17 protein-coding genes are annotated in these 15,997 nt (G+C 64.4%); 10 read left to right on the forward strand and 7 right to left on the reverse strand.

Translation table 11 applies throughout. From position 1 onward, the window contains the following. Positions 1-379: 379 nt before the first annotated feature. The 3 genes from IM816_RS06515 (at position 380) to IM816_RS06525 (ending at position 3,096) form a co-directional block, all read left to right on the forward strand. Positions 380-748 (forward strand): hypothetical protein, encoded by a 369-nt coding sequence (locus IM816_RS06515; RefSeq protein ID WP_250340252.1) that lies wholly within the window; start codon positions 380-382, stop codon positions 746-748. Positions 749-868: 120 nt separating this feature from the next. After that, positions 869-1,564, forward strand: a complete 696-nt coding sequence (locus IM816_RS06520; RefSeq protein WP_250340253.1) for a carbonic anhydrase — start codon at positions 869-871, stop codon at positions 1,562-1,564. A gap of 14 nt (positions 1,565-1,578) precedes the next feature. Next, a complete protein-coding gene (locus IM816_RS06525; protein ID WP_250340254.1) occupies positions 1,579-3,096 on the forward strand; it encodes a SulP family inorganic anion transporter in 1,518 nt (505 codons plus the stop codon). A 66-nt stretch (positions 3,097-3,162) separates the two neighbouring features. On the opposite strand, the gene nth is transcribed toward IM816_RS06525, so the two are convergent. The 4 genes from nth to IM816_RS06545 form a co-directional block, all read right to left on the reverse strand. Next, the gene (gene nth / locus IM816_RS06530) at positions 3,163-3,792 is read right to left on the reverse strand and encodes an endonuclease III (RefSeq protein WP_250340709.1); all 630 of its coding nucleotides are present in this window, start codon (positions 3,790-3,792) and stop codon (positions 3,163-3,165) included. Positions 3,793-3,812: 20 nt separating this feature from the next. Continuing rightward, entirely contained in the window at positions 3,813-4,421 is a 609-nt protein-coding gene (locus IM816_RS06535) for an RnfABCDGE type electron transport complex subunit B (RefSeq protein ID WP_250340255.1), read from the reverse strand. Between the two features lie 20 nt (positions 4,422-4,441). Beyond that, entirely contained in the window at positions 4,442-6,544 is a 2,103-nt protein-coding gene (gene metG, locus IM816_RS06540; RefSeq protein ID WP_250340256.1) for a methionine--tRNA ligase, read from the reverse strand. Positions 6,545-6,777: 233 nt separating this feature from the next. After that, the gene (locus IM816_RS06545; RefSeq protein WP_250340257.1) at positions 6,778-7,224 is read right to left on the reverse strand and encodes a DUF2147 domain-containing protein; all 447 of its coding nucleotides are present in this window, start codon (positions 7,222-7,224) and stop codon (positions 6,778-6,780) included. Positions 7,225-7,384: 160 nt separating this feature from the next. Between IM816_RS06545 and apbC the strand changes: the two genes are divergently transcribed. The 3 genes from apbC (at position 7,385) to IM816_RS06560 (ending at position 9,680) form a co-directional block, all read left to right on the forward strand. Beyond that, a complete protein-coding gene (apbC, locus tag IM816_RS06550; protein ID WP_250340258.1) occupies positions 7,385-8,470 on the forward strand; it encodes an iron-sulfur cluster carrier protein ApbC in 1,086 nt (361 codons plus the stop codon). Positions 8,471-8,536: 66 nt separating this feature from the next. After that, positions 8,537-9,103 (forward strand): dCTP deaminase, encoded by a 567-nt coding sequence (gene dcd, locus IM816_RS06555; RefSeq protein ID WP_036114141.1) that lies wholly within the window; start codon positions 8,537-8,539, stop codon positions 9,101-9,103. Between the two features lie 85 nt (positions 9,104-9,188). Further along, positions 9,189-9,680, forward strand: coding sequence for a hypothetical protein (locus IM816_RS06560; RefSeq protein WP_072320558.1), 492 nt, complete (start codon positions 9,189-9,191; stop codon positions 9,678-9,680). A 59-nt stretch (positions 9,681-9,739) separates the two neighbouring features. Here IM816_RS06560 and IM816_RS06565 read toward each other — a convergent pair whose 3' ends face one another. Together IM816_RS06565 and IM816_RS06570 are read right to left on the reverse strand one after the other, a co-directional pair. Next, positions 9,740-10,159, reverse strand: coding sequence for an HIT domain-containing protein (locus tag IM816_RS06565; RefSeq protein ID WP_250340259.1), 420 nt, complete (start codon positions 10,157-10,159; stop codon positions 9,740-9,742). Next, positions 10,156-10,839, reverse strand: a complete 684-nt coding sequence (locus IM816_RS06570) for a dienelactone hydrolase family protein (protein ID WP_250340260.1) — start codon at positions 10,837-10,839, stop codon at positions 10,156-10,158. Before IM816_RS06570 ends, IM816_RS06565 begins: the two co-directional genes overlap by 4 nt. Positions 10,840-11,051: 212 nt before the next feature. Between IM816_RS06570 and IM816_RS06575 the strand changes: the two genes are divergently transcribed. From IM816_RS06575 to IM816_RS06590, 4 genes are all read left to right on the forward strand, one after another. Further along, positions 11,052-11,693, forward strand: a complete 642-nt coding sequence (locus IM816_RS06575; protein WP_250340261.1) for a hypothetical protein — start codon at positions 11,052-11,054, stop codon at positions 11,691-11,693. Continuing rightward, a complete protein-coding gene (locus IM816_RS06580; RefSeq protein ID WP_250340262.1) occupies positions 11,690-12,757 on the forward strand; it encodes a serine hydrolase domain-containing protein in 1,068 nt (355 codons plus the stop codon). Before IM816_RS06575 ends, IM816_RS06580 begins: the two co-directional genes overlap by 4 nt. A 222-nt stretch (positions 12,758-12,979) precedes the next feature. Beyond that, positions 12,980-14,302 carry a 30S ribosomal protein S12 methylthiotransferase RimO gene (gene rimO / locus IM816_RS06585; protein WP_072320561.1) on the forward strand — a complete coding sequence of 441 codons (1,323 nt, stop codon included), beginning with the start codon at positions 12,980-12,982 and terminating at the stop codon, positions 14,300-14,302. A gap of 4 nt (positions 14,303-14,306) precedes the next feature. Beyond that, a complete protein-coding gene (locus IM816_RS06590; RefSeq protein ID WP_250340263.1) occupies positions 14,307-15,095 on the forward strand; it encodes a DUF3025 domain-containing protein in 789 nt (262 codons plus the stop codon). 196 nt (positions 15,096-15,291) lie between these two features. Here IM816_RS06590 and IM816_RS06595 read toward each other — a convergent pair whose 3' ends face one another. Further along, positions 15,292-15,927, reverse strand: coding sequence for a response regulator (locus IM816_RS06595; protein WP_072320563.1), 636 nt, complete (start codon positions 15,925-15,927; stop codon positions 15,292-15,294). Positions 15,928-15,997: the final 70 nt, after the last annotated feature.

Raw genomic sequence — 15,997 nt, forward strand, 5'->3', positions numbered from 1 at the left:
GGGCACCGCGGGCTCCTGGGAGGGCGACGCCGTGGATTGGGTCGCTTGCCGCACGCCACGTCGGGGCGGGTGGTCCGAGAGCCTGCCGACGCTCCAGGGCGTCGTGCAAGCCGGGGAGGGCCAAGCCATCGGCGATGAGCGAATCACGGGCGCCTCCATGTTCGTCTTTCGCAGTGTCGTTACGCGCATCTTGCGAATCGTCTCATGCGTTCATGGGCAAACGGACGTCCAAAAAATGAACGCATTGCATCGAACTCGCGAGGCCAGCGTGTCAAAAACCCGCGCCAGATCGCGATTTTTCCTATGAAGTGCGCCGAATGCTGAATTTGTTGCGACGCCGTACTTGCGTCCGTCACATGCGCTGCGTAGGTTCGGGTCCATGCGACATCACCCGACCACTTTCATTCGACGCATCGCGGGCACGTTCCTCGTGTTCCTCGCGCTCGTCGTTGCGTGGTCCGGCGTCTCGGCAATGCCCAGCGATGCTTCGGCGGGATCGGTCGTCAGTTACAACGTTGCCCATGTCTCCGACGACGACCGCCGTGCCAATGGCGGCGGTGCCGTGAATCTCGACGAACAGGGCGCCGTTCCCAGCCTTGAAGACAATCAAGGCCTGGACGACACCTTCGATCTTCCGCCCGAGCACGCGGTCCGCGTGCCGCGGCTTTCGTCGGCCCGTCCGGCTGACATCCCTGTGTCGCGGCACGCACACGTGCCCGCCTTCGATCTGCGCCCTCCCATCGCCTGATCGCTCCGACACGCGTTCCGCGTGTCCATTTCGCACTTATCCGTTTCTTGAAGCAGGCATCGCCGCCTGCCGCAGCGCCCCCGCGCTCGCTATCCCATGTCCCCCAACGAGGAATTCACTATGGAACGTCTCATCCAGGGCTTCGACCGTTTTCGCCGCCACATGACCAATGAGCAGCGCGACCTGTTCGCACGCCTGGCGTCGGGCCAGACGCCGCACACGATGTTCATCACCTGCGCCGATTCGCGCGTGATGCCGGAAATGATCTTCGAGGCCCAGCCAGGCGACCTGTTCGTCTATCGCAACGTCGGCAACATCGTGCCGCCGTACGCGCAGCATGTCAGTGGCGTCGTCGCAGCGATCGAGTACGCGGTCACGGCACTCAAGGTGCAGCACATCGTGATCTGCGGTCACTCCGATTGCGGTGCCATGAAGGCGCTGCAGAATCCGGCGGCGCTCAAGGGCAAGCCTTCCGTCGAGCAGTGGCTCAAGCATGCCGATGTGGCGCGCTACGTGGTCGCTGAGAACCGTCCCACCATCCATGGTGAGGAAGGCCTCCGCTACCTGACCGAAGAGAACGTCGTCGGCCAGTTGGAGCACATGCGTACCTTGCCCGCGGTCGCGGCTGCCATGGCCAACGGTAGCCTGCGCATCCATGGCTGGATCTACGACATCGCCAAGACCGAGATCACGGCCTTCGATCCGAACGAGGGCCGGTTCCGTCCGCTGCTCGCGGGCGACACGAACCTGCCCGACGCCACCCCGCACGCGCGGTTCTCGACGCCGACGCCGACGCCAGTCGCGTCCGCCGCCTGATAAGGAACCGCTCCATGCGCGCTTATTTCTCCCAGGGCCTCTTTGGCCGCGACCTCCTCGGATCGGTGGTCGTTTTTCTTGTCGCACTTCCGCTGTGCATGGGCATTGCGATCGCCTCGGGCATGCCGCCCAGCGCGGGTCTGATCACGGGCATCATTGGTGGCATCGTCGTCGGCGCCATCGCCGGTTCACCGTTGCAGGTGAGCGGCCCGGCGGCGGGTCTCGCCGTGCTCGTGTTCGAACTGGTACGTGAGCACGGCGTCGCGGCCCTCGGGCCGGTCGTCTTGCTCGCGGGCCTGATCCAGGTCGTGGCAGGCCTGTGCAAGGTAGGTGTCTGGTTTCGCATGACATCGCCTGCGGTGGTTGCGGGCATGTTGTCCGGTATCGGCATCCTCATCGTGGCGTCGCAGTCGCACGTGCTGCTCGACGCCATTCCCAAGGCCCGCGGGCTGGAAAACTTCGCGGCTCTCCCCGCGGCGTTGTGGGAATCGGTGACGGGTGCGGCCGAAGGCCAGGCGCCTGCCGCGCTGATGATCGGCATCGGCACCATCGCGATCATGCTGGGCTGGGAGAAACTGCGTCCGGCGAAGTTGCGCTTCGTTCCCGGTGCATTGCTCGCCGTCGTCGCCATGACGGCGGTGGCGCAGTTGGCCGCGCTGGACGTGAAGCGGGTGGACGTGCCGTCCAACCTGTTCTCGGCCGTAAGTCTGCCGACGATGGGTAGCCTGTTCGGTCTGTTCGACGCCACCCTGCTGATCGCTGCCGCCACGTTCGCCTTCATTGCGAGTGCGGAAACCCTGCTTTCGGCGGCTGCCGTGGATCGCATGCACGATGGTGTGCGTACCAACTACGACCGCGAGCTGACTGCGCAAGGCGTTGGCAACCTCATCTGTGGCTTCCTCGGCGCACTGCCGATGACCGGCGTCATCGTTCGCAGCGCTGCGAATGTGCAGGCCGGTTCGGCGACGCGGATGGCCGCGATCATGCACGGCGGCTGGTTGCTCGGATTTGTCATGCTGCTGCCGTGGCTGATGCGCATGACGCCGGTCTCGTGCCTGGCCGGCATCCTCGTCTTTACCGGCGTGAAGATGGTCAATCCGAAGCAGATCAAGGATCTGGCGGCATACGGCAAGGGCACCGCGGCGGTGTACGTCGCGACCACGGTTGCCATCGTCGCTACGGACCTGCTGACCGGTGTGATCGTCGGCTTCGCTCTGTCGCTGCTGCGTCTGGCTCTGCTCTCGTCGAAGCTGAAGATGGACGTGACGCATCACGACGAGCCCGGTACGGCCACGTTGCACCTCGAAGGTTCCGCGACCTTCCTCAAGGTGCCGACGATGGCGCGTACGCTGGAGCGCATTCCGCCGAACACGCGGCTGTCGGTCATGATGGATCGCCTGCATCACGTCGATCAGGCGTCGCTGGAGTTGTTGCGCGAGTGGGGCAGGAACGCCTCGAAGCGCGGCTGCGAATTGATCGTGGACTGGCACGAACTCGGTCGGCGCGTGGAAGGCGCGCGGCGCCCCGCCTAGTGCAAGACGGCGCTACGAGGGCGGCAACAGTGCGTTGCTCTTGCCGCTCTCGTGGTGACCGGGATGTTATCGCTGCCGTGTTTCGTTTGGCTTCGTCTTGTGCTTGTACGCACACAGATCGACGATCGGGCAGATGGGGCAATCCGGCTTCCGTGCCTTGCAGATGTAACGTCCGTGCAGGATCAGCCAGTGATGCGCGTCCTGCACGAATTCTTTTGGAATGACCTTTTCCAGCTTGTCCTCGACCTTGCGCACATCGGCGCCCGGCGCCAGTCCCGTGCGATTGGCGACACGAAAGATGTGCGTATCGACGGCGATGGTCGGCTGGCCAAAGGCGGTGTTCAGCACCACGTTGGCGGTCTTGCGTCCGACACCCGGCAGTTCTTCCAGTGCCTCGCGCGTCGTCGGTACCTCACCGGCATAGCGCTCGACGAGGATCTGGCTCATGGCGATGAGGTTCTTCGCCTTGTTGTTGTAAAGGCCGATGGTGCTGATGTAGCTCTTGAGCTTATCCAGCCCAAGATCGAGGATCTTCTGCGGCGTATTCGCCACGGGGAAGAGCTTGCGAGTGGCCTTGTTCACACCGACATCGGTGGCCTGTGCGGACAGCGCCACGGCGGTCAGCAATTCGAACGGCGTGGTGTATTCCAGTTCCGTCTTCGGATGCGGATTCAGCTCGCGCAGACGGCTGAACATCTCGACCACGTTGGCCTTTTTCACGGGGTGTCCTTCTTTCGGGCCTTTGCGCGCGCCAGCGCGTCGAGCACGGCGTTGCGTGCCGTGGGCGCGGCGACGTCCGCCTTGCGCGCCGCGAGCTGTTGCTCGCGCGTCTCCCGCTCCACGACCAGTCGCCGCTCACGGCGTTGGAAGCGCCAGCGCGCGGCGTCGGCGTGTGCGCGATCGTCCGCTTGCGCCAGTGGCATCGGGTCGAGCGTGATGCAGTCCACCGGGCAGGCGGGTACGCAGAGTTCGCATCCCGTGCAGAGATCGGCGACCACCGTATGCATGAGTTTCGAAGCGCCGACGATGGCATCCACCGGGCATACCTGGATGCACTTCGTGCAGCCGATGCAGTCGGCTTCCACGATGCGTGCGAGCGCGCGCGGCTTCTCGACGCCTCGGGTCGTATCCAGCGGCACGACGGGGCGGTCCAGCAGCGCGGCCAGACGAGCGATACCGGCAGTACCGCCCGGCGGACAACGGTCGATCGACGCCTCGCCCGCGGCGATGGCTTCGGCGTAAGGCCGACAGCCATGGAACCCGCATTGTTCGCACTGGGTTTGCGGCAGCAGGTCGTCGATACGGTCGGCGAGCGTCGGCGTCATGGCTGTCGGGCAGCGCGCTCTCAGCGAACGGTGGCGCCCGGTGCTGCGCCCTGGTCGGCGTCCAGCAGGAACAGATCGGCGCCGCCGTCACCCGCGGAGAGAATCATGCCTTCCGACACGCCGAAGCGCATTTTGCGCGGCGCGAGATTGGCGATGAACACCACGTTGCGACCGACCAGCTTCTCCGGCTCGCCGTACGCAGCGCGAATGCCCGAGAAGATCTGGCGCGTGCCGAGCGGACCGGCATCCAGTTCGAAACGCAGCAGCTTGTCCGAGCCGTCGACGAACTCGCAGGCCACGACCTTGCCGACGCGGAGGTCGAGCTTCGCAAAGTCGTCGATGGAAATGGTGGCGGTTTCGGTGGCGGCAGCGTCGGTCATGGGCTTGGGTGCTTCTTTGGCTTTCTTGGAGGGTTTGGCATCCGCAGCGGCGGCCTTGGCCTGCTCTGCGGGTGTGAGGGATTCCTTCGAGGCATCGATCATCGCTTCGATACGCTTCGGGTCGAGGCGGCCGAACAGCGGAGAGAATGCGTTGACGGTATGCCCGAAAAGCTCGCGACGAGCGTCCGCGAAATCGACGATCGGGCCGCCCAGAAAATCCTCGGCCGCCGCAACCGCCTTCGGCAGGATCGGCTTCAGCAGGCCGCAGAGCAGGCGAAATGCCTGGATCGCGAACGAGCACACCTGTTGCAGTTCGTCGCGACGCGTTTCGTCCTTTGCGATCACCCACGGTGCCTTGGCGGCGATGTAACCGTTGACGGTGTCGGCCATGGCGACGAATCGGCGCGACACGTCCGCGAATTCGTCGGCTTCGTAGAGTGCTTCCACACCGTCGTACTGGCGCAGCAGTTCTGCCCACAGCGCCGCACCTTCATCGTCGAAACGATCGGCAAGCCTGCCTCCGAAGTGCGTATGCAGGAAGCCCGCGGTGCGGCTCGCGATGTTGGCCCACTTGCCGACGAGGTGCGAATTCACCCGCTCCTCGAACGACTTGAGATCGAGATCGACGTCTACCGGCTGCGGGCCGAGCATCGTGGCGAAGTAGTAGCGCAGCGCTTCGGGATCGAGGCCCGTATCCAGATAGGTGCGGGCCTGGATGAAGGTGCCGCGCGACTTCGACATCTTCGCGCCGTTCACGGTGAGATAGCCGTTCACGTGCAGTGCCGTGGGCGTGCGCATCTGCGCGCCGTGCAGCATGGCCGGCCAGAACAGCCCGTGGAAGTTGATGATGTCCTTGCCGAGGAAGTGGTGCATCTCGGCCGTGCTGTCCGCGCCCAGGAAGTCGTCGAAGCGCACGCCGTTGCGATCGCACAGCGCCTTGAACGAGGCGAGATAGCCGACGGGTGCGTCCAGCCACACGTAGAAGAACTTGCCCGGCGCGTCCGGGATGGGGAAGCCGAAATAGGGCGCGTCGCGTGAGATGTCCCAGTCGCGCAGGCCGTCGTCCAGCCACTCGGTGAGCTTCGCAGCCACACCGCTGTCCATGACCGGCTTGCCGCCGGTGAACTTGCCGCCGAACCAGTCGCGCAGCAGCGACTCGAACTTACCCAGCTCGAAGAAGTAGTGCTCCGAATCGCGCAGTACCGGCGTGGCGCCCGACATCACCGAATACGGTGCGATCAGGTCCGTGGGCGCATAGGTGGCGCCGCAGTTCTCGCAGTTGTCCCCGTATTGGTCGGGCGTGCCACAGTTGGGGCAGGTGCCCTTGATGTAGCGATCCGGGAGGAACATGTCCCGCTCGGGATCGAACAACTGCTGGATGTCGCGCCGGGCGATGTAACCACCGTCGCGCAGACGCTGGTAGATCGCCGTCGCCAGCTCGCGGTTCTCCGGCGAATGGGTGGTGTGGTACTGGTCGTAGCTGAAATGGAAGTCGGTGAAGTCGGCTTCGTGGCTCGCGCGGATCTGCGCGATGTAGTCCTCGGGGGATTTACCGACCTTTTCCGCCGCCAACATGATCGGCGTGCCGTGTGCGTCTTCGCCGGCCACGTACCAGACCTCGTTGCCCTGCATGCGCTGCGCCCGCGCCCAGATGTCGGCCTGGATGTAGCCGAGCATGTGGCCCAGGTGCAGCGGGCCGTTGGCATAGGGGAGGGCGTTGGTGACGAGGATGCGGCGGGCCATGATTCGCGCGGTCGGCTGTAGGACCGGGGATTATGGCATGCGGGTGTAAGGGCGGGTCGGGCGAGAGGCCCCGCCGGTAGAGCGGCGGGCCAAAGACCCATTGTGGGAGCCGCCATGGCGGCGAGGGAATCTGCCTCACGGCTACACCGCTTCATTGGCTTCTCGCCGCCATGGCGGCTCCCACATTGTTGACGCTTCTCGCCGCTATAGCGGCTCCCACAGTGTCGGAGCGATTACTCGACGCGTTGCCATTCCTGGCTGCGGCCGAGCAGGGAGAAGCCGATGTAGCCGTGGACGTCCAGCGTCTTGCCGCTGTCATCGAGCTTGAGCGTGACCTTGTAGATCTTGCCCTTGGCCGGGTCGAGGATCTGGCCGCCGGACCACTCGTCGCCGTCCTTCTTCAGGCCCCACATGATGGTCATGCCCTCGATGGGCTTGTTCTTGCGCTCGCCATCGCATTCCGAGCACACCGGATGCGGGCCGTGGTCGGATTTCAGGACCTGGAGCACCTTGCCTTCCAGCAGGCCGCCGTGTTCGGTGATCTCGACGATGGACTTCACCTCGTGGGTCTTGTCGTCGATCGTCTTCCACTTGCCCACCGGACTGTCGGTGGCGGCAAAGGCGGGGAGGCTGCCCACGGCAAGGGCGAGGGCGAGAACAGTGCGGATCGGCGATTTCATGGACGTGCGGACTCCCCATACGGTCAGGTACGGCCGGAGCCTGACGAGCGGAGCGGCGCCCGTCAAGCTGCATCGCGCCAGATCGGTCGCTTTGCCTTCAGCCAGCGGGCATCGGGCGGCGCTGGCATAATGGGCGATCTTCGATTTTCCTCACCTCCCCATGTCCCAGGCCAGCGAAACCCTCGTGCGCGGCATTCTCGACCGCGTGCCCGATCCTCATTCCGGCCAGTCGCTCGGCGCGTCCGTCCGCGCCGTCGGCGTCGATAGCGACCGCGTGTCGGTGGATATCCAGCTTGGCTATCCCGCCATTGGCTACGTGGAGCGGGCTGCGGCCGAGGCGAAGGCGGCACTCGAAGCCGATCCGGCGATCACCGCTGCGGCCGTGTCCGTCAGCTGGCGCGTGCACGCCCACAAGGTGCAGGGCCAGCTTGCGCCGCTGCCGGGCGTGAAGAACATCATCGCCGTCGCCTCGGGCAAGGGCGGCGTCGGCAAGTCGACCGTCTCGGTGAACCTGGCCCTGGCCCTGGCCGCCGAGGGCGCCCGCGTGGGCATCCTCGACGCCGACATCTACGGCCCCAGCCAGCCGCGCATGCTCGGCCTGAGCGGCAAGCCGGTCTCGCCCGACGGCAAGAGCATCGAACCCATGCGTGCCCATGGCATCCAGGCCATGTCCATCGGGGTGCTGATCGAAGAAGACACGCCGATGATCTGGCGCGGCCCGATGGTCACCCAGGCGCTGATGCAACTGCTGACCGATACGCGCTGGGATGAGCTGGATTACCTCGTCATCGACCTGCCGCCCGGTACCGGCGACATCCAGCTCACGCTCTCCCAGAAGGTGCCGGTGTCGGGCGCGATCATCGTCACCACGCCGCAGGACATTGCGCTGCTGGATGCGCGCAAGGCGCTGGGCATGTTCCGCAAGGTGGAGGTGCCGGTCCTCGGCGTCGTGGAAAACATGGCCACCCACATCTGCTCCCACTGCGGCCACGAAGAACACGTGTTCGGGCAGGGCGGCGGAGCGCGCATGGCGGAGGAGGCCGGCATCGGCTACCTGGGCGACCTGCCGCTGGATATCCGTATCCGCGAGCAGTCCGACCTTGGCGCGCCCGTGGTCGCGGCGATGCCCGAATCCGACCTGGCCGGCCGGTATCGCGACATCGCGCGCCGCACGGCGGCAGCGTTGTCGCTGCAGGCCCGCAACAAGGCCATTTCGTTCCCGAAAATCGTTATCCAGAACACCTGAGTCGCCGCCGGTAGCGCGGCGAACGGCCTTCCTATACCTTTCCGGCTCCAGCGAGGGAGACAGTCAGTGAGCATCAAGTCCGACAAGTGGATCCGCCGCATGGCAGAGCAGCACGGCATGATCGAGCCGTTTGCGCCCGGCCAGGTCAAGGAGCGCGACGGTCACCGGTTGGTGTCGTACGGCACGTCCAGCTACGGCTACGACGTTCGCTGCGCCGACGAGTTCAAGGTGTTCACCAACATCAACTCGACCATCGTCGATCCGAAGGCGTTCGACGAGCGCAGCTTCGTCGACGTCAAGTCCGACGTGTGCATCATTCCGCCGAATTCGTTCGCGCTGGCGCGCACCGTGGAGTATTTCCGCATCCCGCGTCAGGTGCTCACCATCTGCCTCGGCAAGAGCACGTACGCCCGCTGCGGCATCATCGTCAACGTGACGCCGCTCGAGCCCGAGTGGGAAGGTCACGTGACGCTGGAGTTCTCGAACACCACGCCGCTGCCGGCCAAGATCTACGCCAACGAAGGCGTGGCGCAGATGCTCTTTCTCGAATCCGACGAGGAATGCGAGGTCTCGTACGCCGACCGCGGTGGCAAGTACCAGGGCCAGCGCGGCGTCACCCTGCCGAGCACCTGAACGACCGCCGTGTCGCAGCCGCGCGCGACATTGCTGCGCGGTAGACTCGCCCATTCCACGCCTTACCGATCCACGGAGACACCGCATGATCCGACTTTCCACCCTGACGGGCCGCGCCGCTGCCGCGATCCTTCTCGCCAGCATGCTGGTGCTGTCCGGCTGCCATTTCGGCGGCACCAAGAAAGATGCTGTGGCGACCGAGCAGGGCCAGTTCGACTACACCATCAAGGCGTACAAGAGCGGCCAGTTCCTCGTCGATGGCGCCGTGCTTTCGGCCGCCGATACCGGTAGCCACTTCGCCTACCTGAAGGACCAGGGCAAGCTGCCCAAGACGGTTCTCGTGCTGCCCAGCGACGAATCCAAGATCCGCGACAACCATCTCGGCTTCCTCGCCCGCATGCAGCTCGATTACGGTTTCGCCGTCTATTACGACAAGAAGGGCGAGCTGGTCCGCCTGAACGCGGTCGAAGAGAAGGCCCGCCAGTTGGAAGACACGCCGCACAAGGCAGCACTTCCGGACCGCATGCAGGGCAAGGAAGCGTCCAGCGGCGCTTACGATCCGCAGACGCAGCAGTAAGCCGCAGGGTCTTGCGAGGCTACGTGGCGCGCAACCGCGCCACGTAGCCGAGATATCGATCAGGGCCGCACGCCCAGTGCGGCCTGCAGCGCCGCCACCCGGCGCTCCGCTTCACCCTCGGCATACGGCTCCGCCACACCGTGGCCCCATACCGGGCCCGGCCACGCCGCATCTCCCTCGACCCGAGCCACCACGTGCACGTGCAACTGCCGCACGATGTTGCCCAGTGCACCCAGGTTGAGCTTGTCGCAGGGCGCCACCGCTCGCAGGGCCGCGGCGGCGGTATCTACTTCGCGCCACAACGCGGCACGGTCTTCGTCGGGCAGGTCGGCCACTTCGACCAGGCCGTCGCGCCTCGGCACGAGCACCAGCCACGCGTAGCGACGGTCCCGCATCAGCAGGACGCGGCATAGCGGCAGGTCGCCGACCGGAAGCGTGTCGGCGGTAAGGCGCGCATCCAATGCAAACGTATCGGTCACGTCGCGGCGGAACCCAGCTCACGGGCGAAGAACGCCAGGGTGCGTTCCCATGCCAGATCCGCACTCGGTTGGTCATACGAGGCGCGCGCGTCGCAGTTGAAGCCGTGGTCGGCAGGGTAGACCCAGGTGTCCATTTCCGGCTTCAGTTCGCGGTGCTTTTCCACCATTTCCGGCGGGATCGAATGATCGCGCTCGCCGAAGTGAAAGATCACGTTGGCCTTCGCCGGCTCGGTCAGGAACGGCACGTTGCGCGCGCCGTAATAGCTGGACGAAGGCAGCCCTTCGCGCAGCGCGGCCAACAGCGCCACCGTACCGCCCCAGCAGTACCCGACCGTACCGACCTTGACCCCGTACTGATCGGCGATCAACCGCGCAGCAATGGCGACGTCCTGAGTGGGACGGAGCAGGCCAAGCTCGCCGATCAGCTTCACGCCTTTCTGCATGCCGTCCTGGTCGTAGCCGAGTTCCACCCGCTTTTCGACCGGGTCGAACAGGGAGGGAGCGATGGCGACGTAACCCTCCTCGGCGAAACGATCCGCCACGCTGCGGATGTGCGCGTTCACGCCGAAGATCTCCTGAATCACCACGATGCCGCCCTTGGGCGTACCCGACGGTTCGGCGAGATAGGCGTCGACGCTTTCGGGAGGACGGGAGGTATCGAGGATCAGGGTACGACCCATGGCGCGGATCTCCGTAGGTGAGGGAAGGCGTAAGCGTAACCCGGTTGCCGTCGCCGAAACGTGCTTGGCGGCTCGCGTGGCCATTCGCACTAACGGTTGTAAGGTTGGGCGTCGACTCAGGGGCTCGTAAATGGGGTGGCCAGAAGGAACGATTCGTCAGCCCATTTCAGACATGCCAAAGCCGCGACCGGGAAGTCCACTATGAGGTGCTTATGCGATCCAGCTATCTATTCGCCTTGCACGTCGCCTGTCTGTGCTGTGCAGGCACGACCGCTGCTCAGCAGGCGCCCGTGGTTTCCCTCTCTGCACCTGTGGATATGGCGCTGGCCGAACGGGGCGTCATTTGCTTCTCGCTGTCGAATCCGTCGGACGAGCGCATCGCGGTCGTTTCCTTTGAAACACCCTTCGCCATCGCCGACGATCACTTGGCGAATGTGCAGTTCGAGGTGATCGACGCGAAAGGTCAGGAGCTCCGCTATCAAGGACGCCAAGTGAAATTCGTATCGCCGGACGCGTCTTCATTCGTGGTGATCGACCCGCATCAATCGATCACCACGCATGTCGATATCGCCGACGAATACGCGATCAAGGACGGAGGTCCTTATAAGGTGACCTACGATAAGACGCTTCGGATTTTGCGTGCTTCCGGCCTGGAGAGAATGAAGGATCTCGGGCCAGAAGATGAGATTCCACTGGAGCCAGTGCGTAGCAATACATTGACGGTTTGGATCAACAGCGCCCTCATCAAGGCTGCGTCCACATCGCAGCTCGGTCGCCCACGCGAATATGCGCCCGTCAATCATGAAACGGCGCCTATGGCATGCTCACGCCCTGACTATCGGAGGGGCACATGAAGACATGGTTTGTCATCGCAACTGTCTGTCTTGCGGTCGCAGGGCAGGGACGCGCCAGCGAGTTGCACGAGGCGCTGGACGCACATCTCAAGGCCAACGCCGTAGGCCATGGCATTCCGGCTCAGGCGGTACGCGTCACCCACAACGACCAGCTTGTCTACGAGGGCACGACGGGCACGACGCTGCTGGGTGGCGGAAAGCCCATCACTAGAGAAACGCCGTTTCCCATTTACTCGGTGAGCAAGCTGTTCACCAACACGCTGGTGTTGCAGCTCGCGGAAGAGGGCAAGATCGACCTGTCCGCACCCGCCTCGCGTTACGTTCCGGATCTGCCTGACGCATGGCGTGCCCTGCGTGTCGAGCAGTTCCTGAATCATGTGACCGGATTGCCGGACTTCTTCGATTCGCAGCATATGGATCGGCCGTTCCCGCCCACGCTGCACGAGGCGCTTGTCGCGGTCAGCAAGATGCCCGTCACCTCGGCGCCGGATCAACAGACGCGCTATTCGGGCACGAACTATCTCGTGCTTGAGGCGATATTGCAGAACGTCACCAATAAGCCGTATCGCACGCTCGTCGAGGAACGGATCATTCGACCACTCGGCCTGCGTCATACGTCGCTGGAGCCATCGCATCCGCCCACTGGCATGGTCGCGAGTTATCGCGAGGCGAGCGGTCGCGCCGTCATCGATCCGCCGGTCAACTGGCCCGATTACGCCATCGCCCAGGGTTGCATCGTGTCGACGTTGGACGATCTGGCGACATTCATGTCCGCTGTCGCAAGCGGAAAGCTGGTCTCAAAAGCGGCGCTGATGAAGTACTGGCATCCGTATCGCTTTCCGAACGGCAACCAGGGTGGCTTCGCTTCCGGTTGGGAGTACGTCCAGAACGGTCGCTGGCACGAGCTGGGCCACGACGGCGGTACCAAGGTTCGCGTGCGGATTCTCTACGACGCCAACCTGGACGATCACTACGTCATCGTCTACCTGACCAACGGCAATCGTGACGACGTCTGGTCGCGGACGCTCGTTAACTCGGTGCAGGAGATTGCCGTGCCGCGTTGACCGTGCGGAGACAAGGCTGATCGGTGGGAGCCGCTAGCAGCGAGTGAGGGGCTTTCTGGTGGGAGCCAGCCTGCTGGCGATGGGAGCTTGCCTCGCCGCCACACCGCTTCGTCGGCTTTTCGCCAGCAGGCTGGCTCCCACCGGTGCTTTGGCTTCTCGCCGCCATGGCGGCTCCCACAGGGGCTATAATGCCCGGTTTCCCACCCCCGGTACCCACGGCATATGTCCCAGGCCGCTCAGACCCAGAAGATCGGTTTCGTCAGCCTCGGCTGTCCGAAAGCCCTGGTCGATTCCGAACGCATCCTCACCCAGCTCAAGGTCGAGGGTTACGAGATCGTGCCGAGCTACGGCGCGGCGGATGCCGTGGTGGTCAACACCTGTGGCTTCATCGATTCCGCCGTGCAGGAGTCGCTGGATGCGATCGGCGAAGCGCTCCACGAGAACGGCAAGGTGATCGTCACCGGCTGTCTCGGCAAGCGTCAGGAGCTGATCCGCGAGAGCTATCCGGACGTGCTCGCCATCACCGGTCCGCAGGATTACGCCTCGGTGATGAGCGCTGTGCATCAGGCACTGCCGCCGACGCGTAACAAGTTCCTCGATCTTGTGCCCGACACCGGTGTGAAGCTCACGCCGAAGCATTACGCGTATCTCAAGATTTCCGAAGGCTGCAATCACCGTTGCAGCTTCTGCATCATCCCGTCGATGCGTGGCGATCTCGTCAGCCGTCCGGTGGACCAGGTGCTGCTCGAAGCCGAGCGACTGGTGAAGGGCGGCGTGAAGGAACTGCTGGTGATCTCGCAGGACACCAGCGCTTACGGCGTGGACGTCCGCTACGCGGAACACGAGTGGCGCGGCAAGGCCTATCGCACGCGCATGACCGAACTCTGCCAAGGCCTGTCCGAGCTTGGCGTGTGGACGCGTCTGCACTACGTCTATCCGTATCCGCACGTGGACGAGGTCATGCCGTTGATGGCGGAGGGCAAGATCCTTCCGTATCTCGACATCCCGTTCCAGCACGCGAGCCCACGCATCCTCAAGCTGATGAAGCGCCCGGGCAATGTCGACAAGACGCTCGAGCGCATCCAGAACTGGCGTCGCCAGGTGCCCGATCTCACCATCCGCAGCACCTTCATCGTCGGTTTCCCCGGCGAGACCCACGCCGAATTCCAGGAATTGCTCGACTTCCTTCGCGAGGCCGAGCTCGACCGCGTGGGCGCGTTTGCCTATTCGCCGGTCGATGGCGCGAAAGCCAACGAGCTGCCCGGCCAGATCGACGAAGAGTTGAAGGAAGACCGCCTCGAACAGTTCATGGCGGTGCAGGCGGAGATTTCCGCGGCCAAGCTGCAGCGGAAGGTTGGCAAGACCATCAAGGTGCTCGTCGACGAAATCGATGCCGAGGGCGCTTGGGGTCGGTCCAGCGCCGACGCACCGGAAATCGACGGCGCGGTGCGTATCGACGACGGCCAGCTCCTGAAGCCCGGCCAGTTCGTGGACGTGCTGGTGGAAGAGGCCGACGCACACGACCTTTACGGCCGCCTGGCCTGACCCCATGCGTTATGTGGCACCGACGCGGGATGCGCTGGACAGGCGCGTTTTGGCGGTGCCACCGCTCTCGGACTGGTCCGCGTTCGCGGCCCTCATGGAAGGGCCAGATTGGCCTGACATCGACGCTTTGAACGCGCTCTGGCCCTCGCCGGGGGCGCAGCGTTTCGTCATGCAGGACAAGGCGCTGCTCGCCGATGGCCTGCATTACGAGGAGCGCATCGCACGATGCGGCGCCATCGCCACGCGTCCCGCCAATTGGCATGACCTGTTCAACGCCTTCGTGTGGCTGCGTCATGGCGCGATCAAGCGGGCGCTCAATGCGCGACAGATGGCGGAGATCGCCGTCATGGGGCCGCGCGAGCGATCCCGCGCGCAATATGCCCTGACGCACTTCGACGAAGCCGGACTGATCGTGACCTTGCGCGATCCGGCCATGCTCGATGCATGGAATGCGCACGACTGGCCACGCCTGTTCTGGTCGCACCGCGAGGCATGGCTGCGTGGCGACGCACGCGTGGACGTGTTCGGTCACGCCTTGCTCGAACATGCACTGACGCCCGGCAAGCTGCTTGTCGGCAAGGCGCTGGTAGTGATGCGTGATGGCGATGCCGCAGCGATCTGCGCGGACGCGATTGCCTCGGGTGCCGTGCTCAACGACCCGCTGGAACTGCGTCCGTTACCCGTCTCAGGCGTGCCTGGCTGGCACGCCGATGCCGTGCACGAGTCGTTCTACACGAGTGCGCCGTGCTTCCAGCCGTTGCGTACGGGGCGTGTCTATCCCGCAGCGCTCTAGCCGCACCATCTCGCCACTACACCCTGGTGGAAAAAAGCCAAAGCACCGGTGGGAGCCAGCCTGCTGGCGATAAGCCAACGAAGCGGTGTAGCGGTGAGGCAAGTCCCCATCGCCACTTAGGTGGCTCCTCCCACCAGCAAGCTCCGCTCGCCGCTATAGCGGCTCCTGCAATCTCGCCGACGTTCGGATGCCTGCGCTAGACCAGCCCGTGATCGCGGGCGAAATCGCCGAGCAGGCTGTCGTGGTCCACGCCGAGCTTGCGCATTGCATCGCGCTTCTGCCGGCTGATGGTCTTCACCGATTTGCCTTCGCGGTCTGCGATCTGCTGCAGCGACATGCCGTTGACGAACAGTCGGATGACCTCCGTCTCGCGCGGCGACAGCGGTGCACCGGGCATCGCTTCGGAGACCTCGTCCGCCTCGTTGAGGATGTCCAGCAGCGTCTCGCTGAGGTAGGTCTCACCGTCCGCCACGGCGCGCGCTGCGGTTGCCAGCTCGTCCATGGGGGCGCGTTTGTCGACAATGCCGCGCACCCCGCGATTCAACATGGACTGCAGGGCGGCGGGGCGATTGATCATCGTAAGGATGACCAGGGCGATCTTCGGATACTCCTTCGCGATGGTCTCGACGAGGGCGAAACCATCGTCCTGCCGATCGCTCGGCATGAGAAAATCCGTAATGACGACGTCGCAGGGACGCTCGGCGAGCATGGACAGCAACTCGTCCGCCGCCTTTGCCTCACCTACCACGTCGATGTGCGCATGGCGCAGCGCCAGCGCGCCGCCGACGAGAACCAGGGGGTGGTCGTCTGCCAGAATGACCTTGAGTGGCATGCCTCTTGTTCTCCTTACTGCATTGCGGCACAGCGAACTTCGAACCGATTATGCCCACGAAGGTTCCCCT

This window comes from Luteibacter flocculans (genome assembly GCF_023612255.1).
Classification (GTDB): domain Bacteria; phylum Pseudomonadota; class Gammaproteobacteria; order Xanthomonadales; family Rhodanobacteraceae; genus Luteibacter; species Luteibacter flocculans.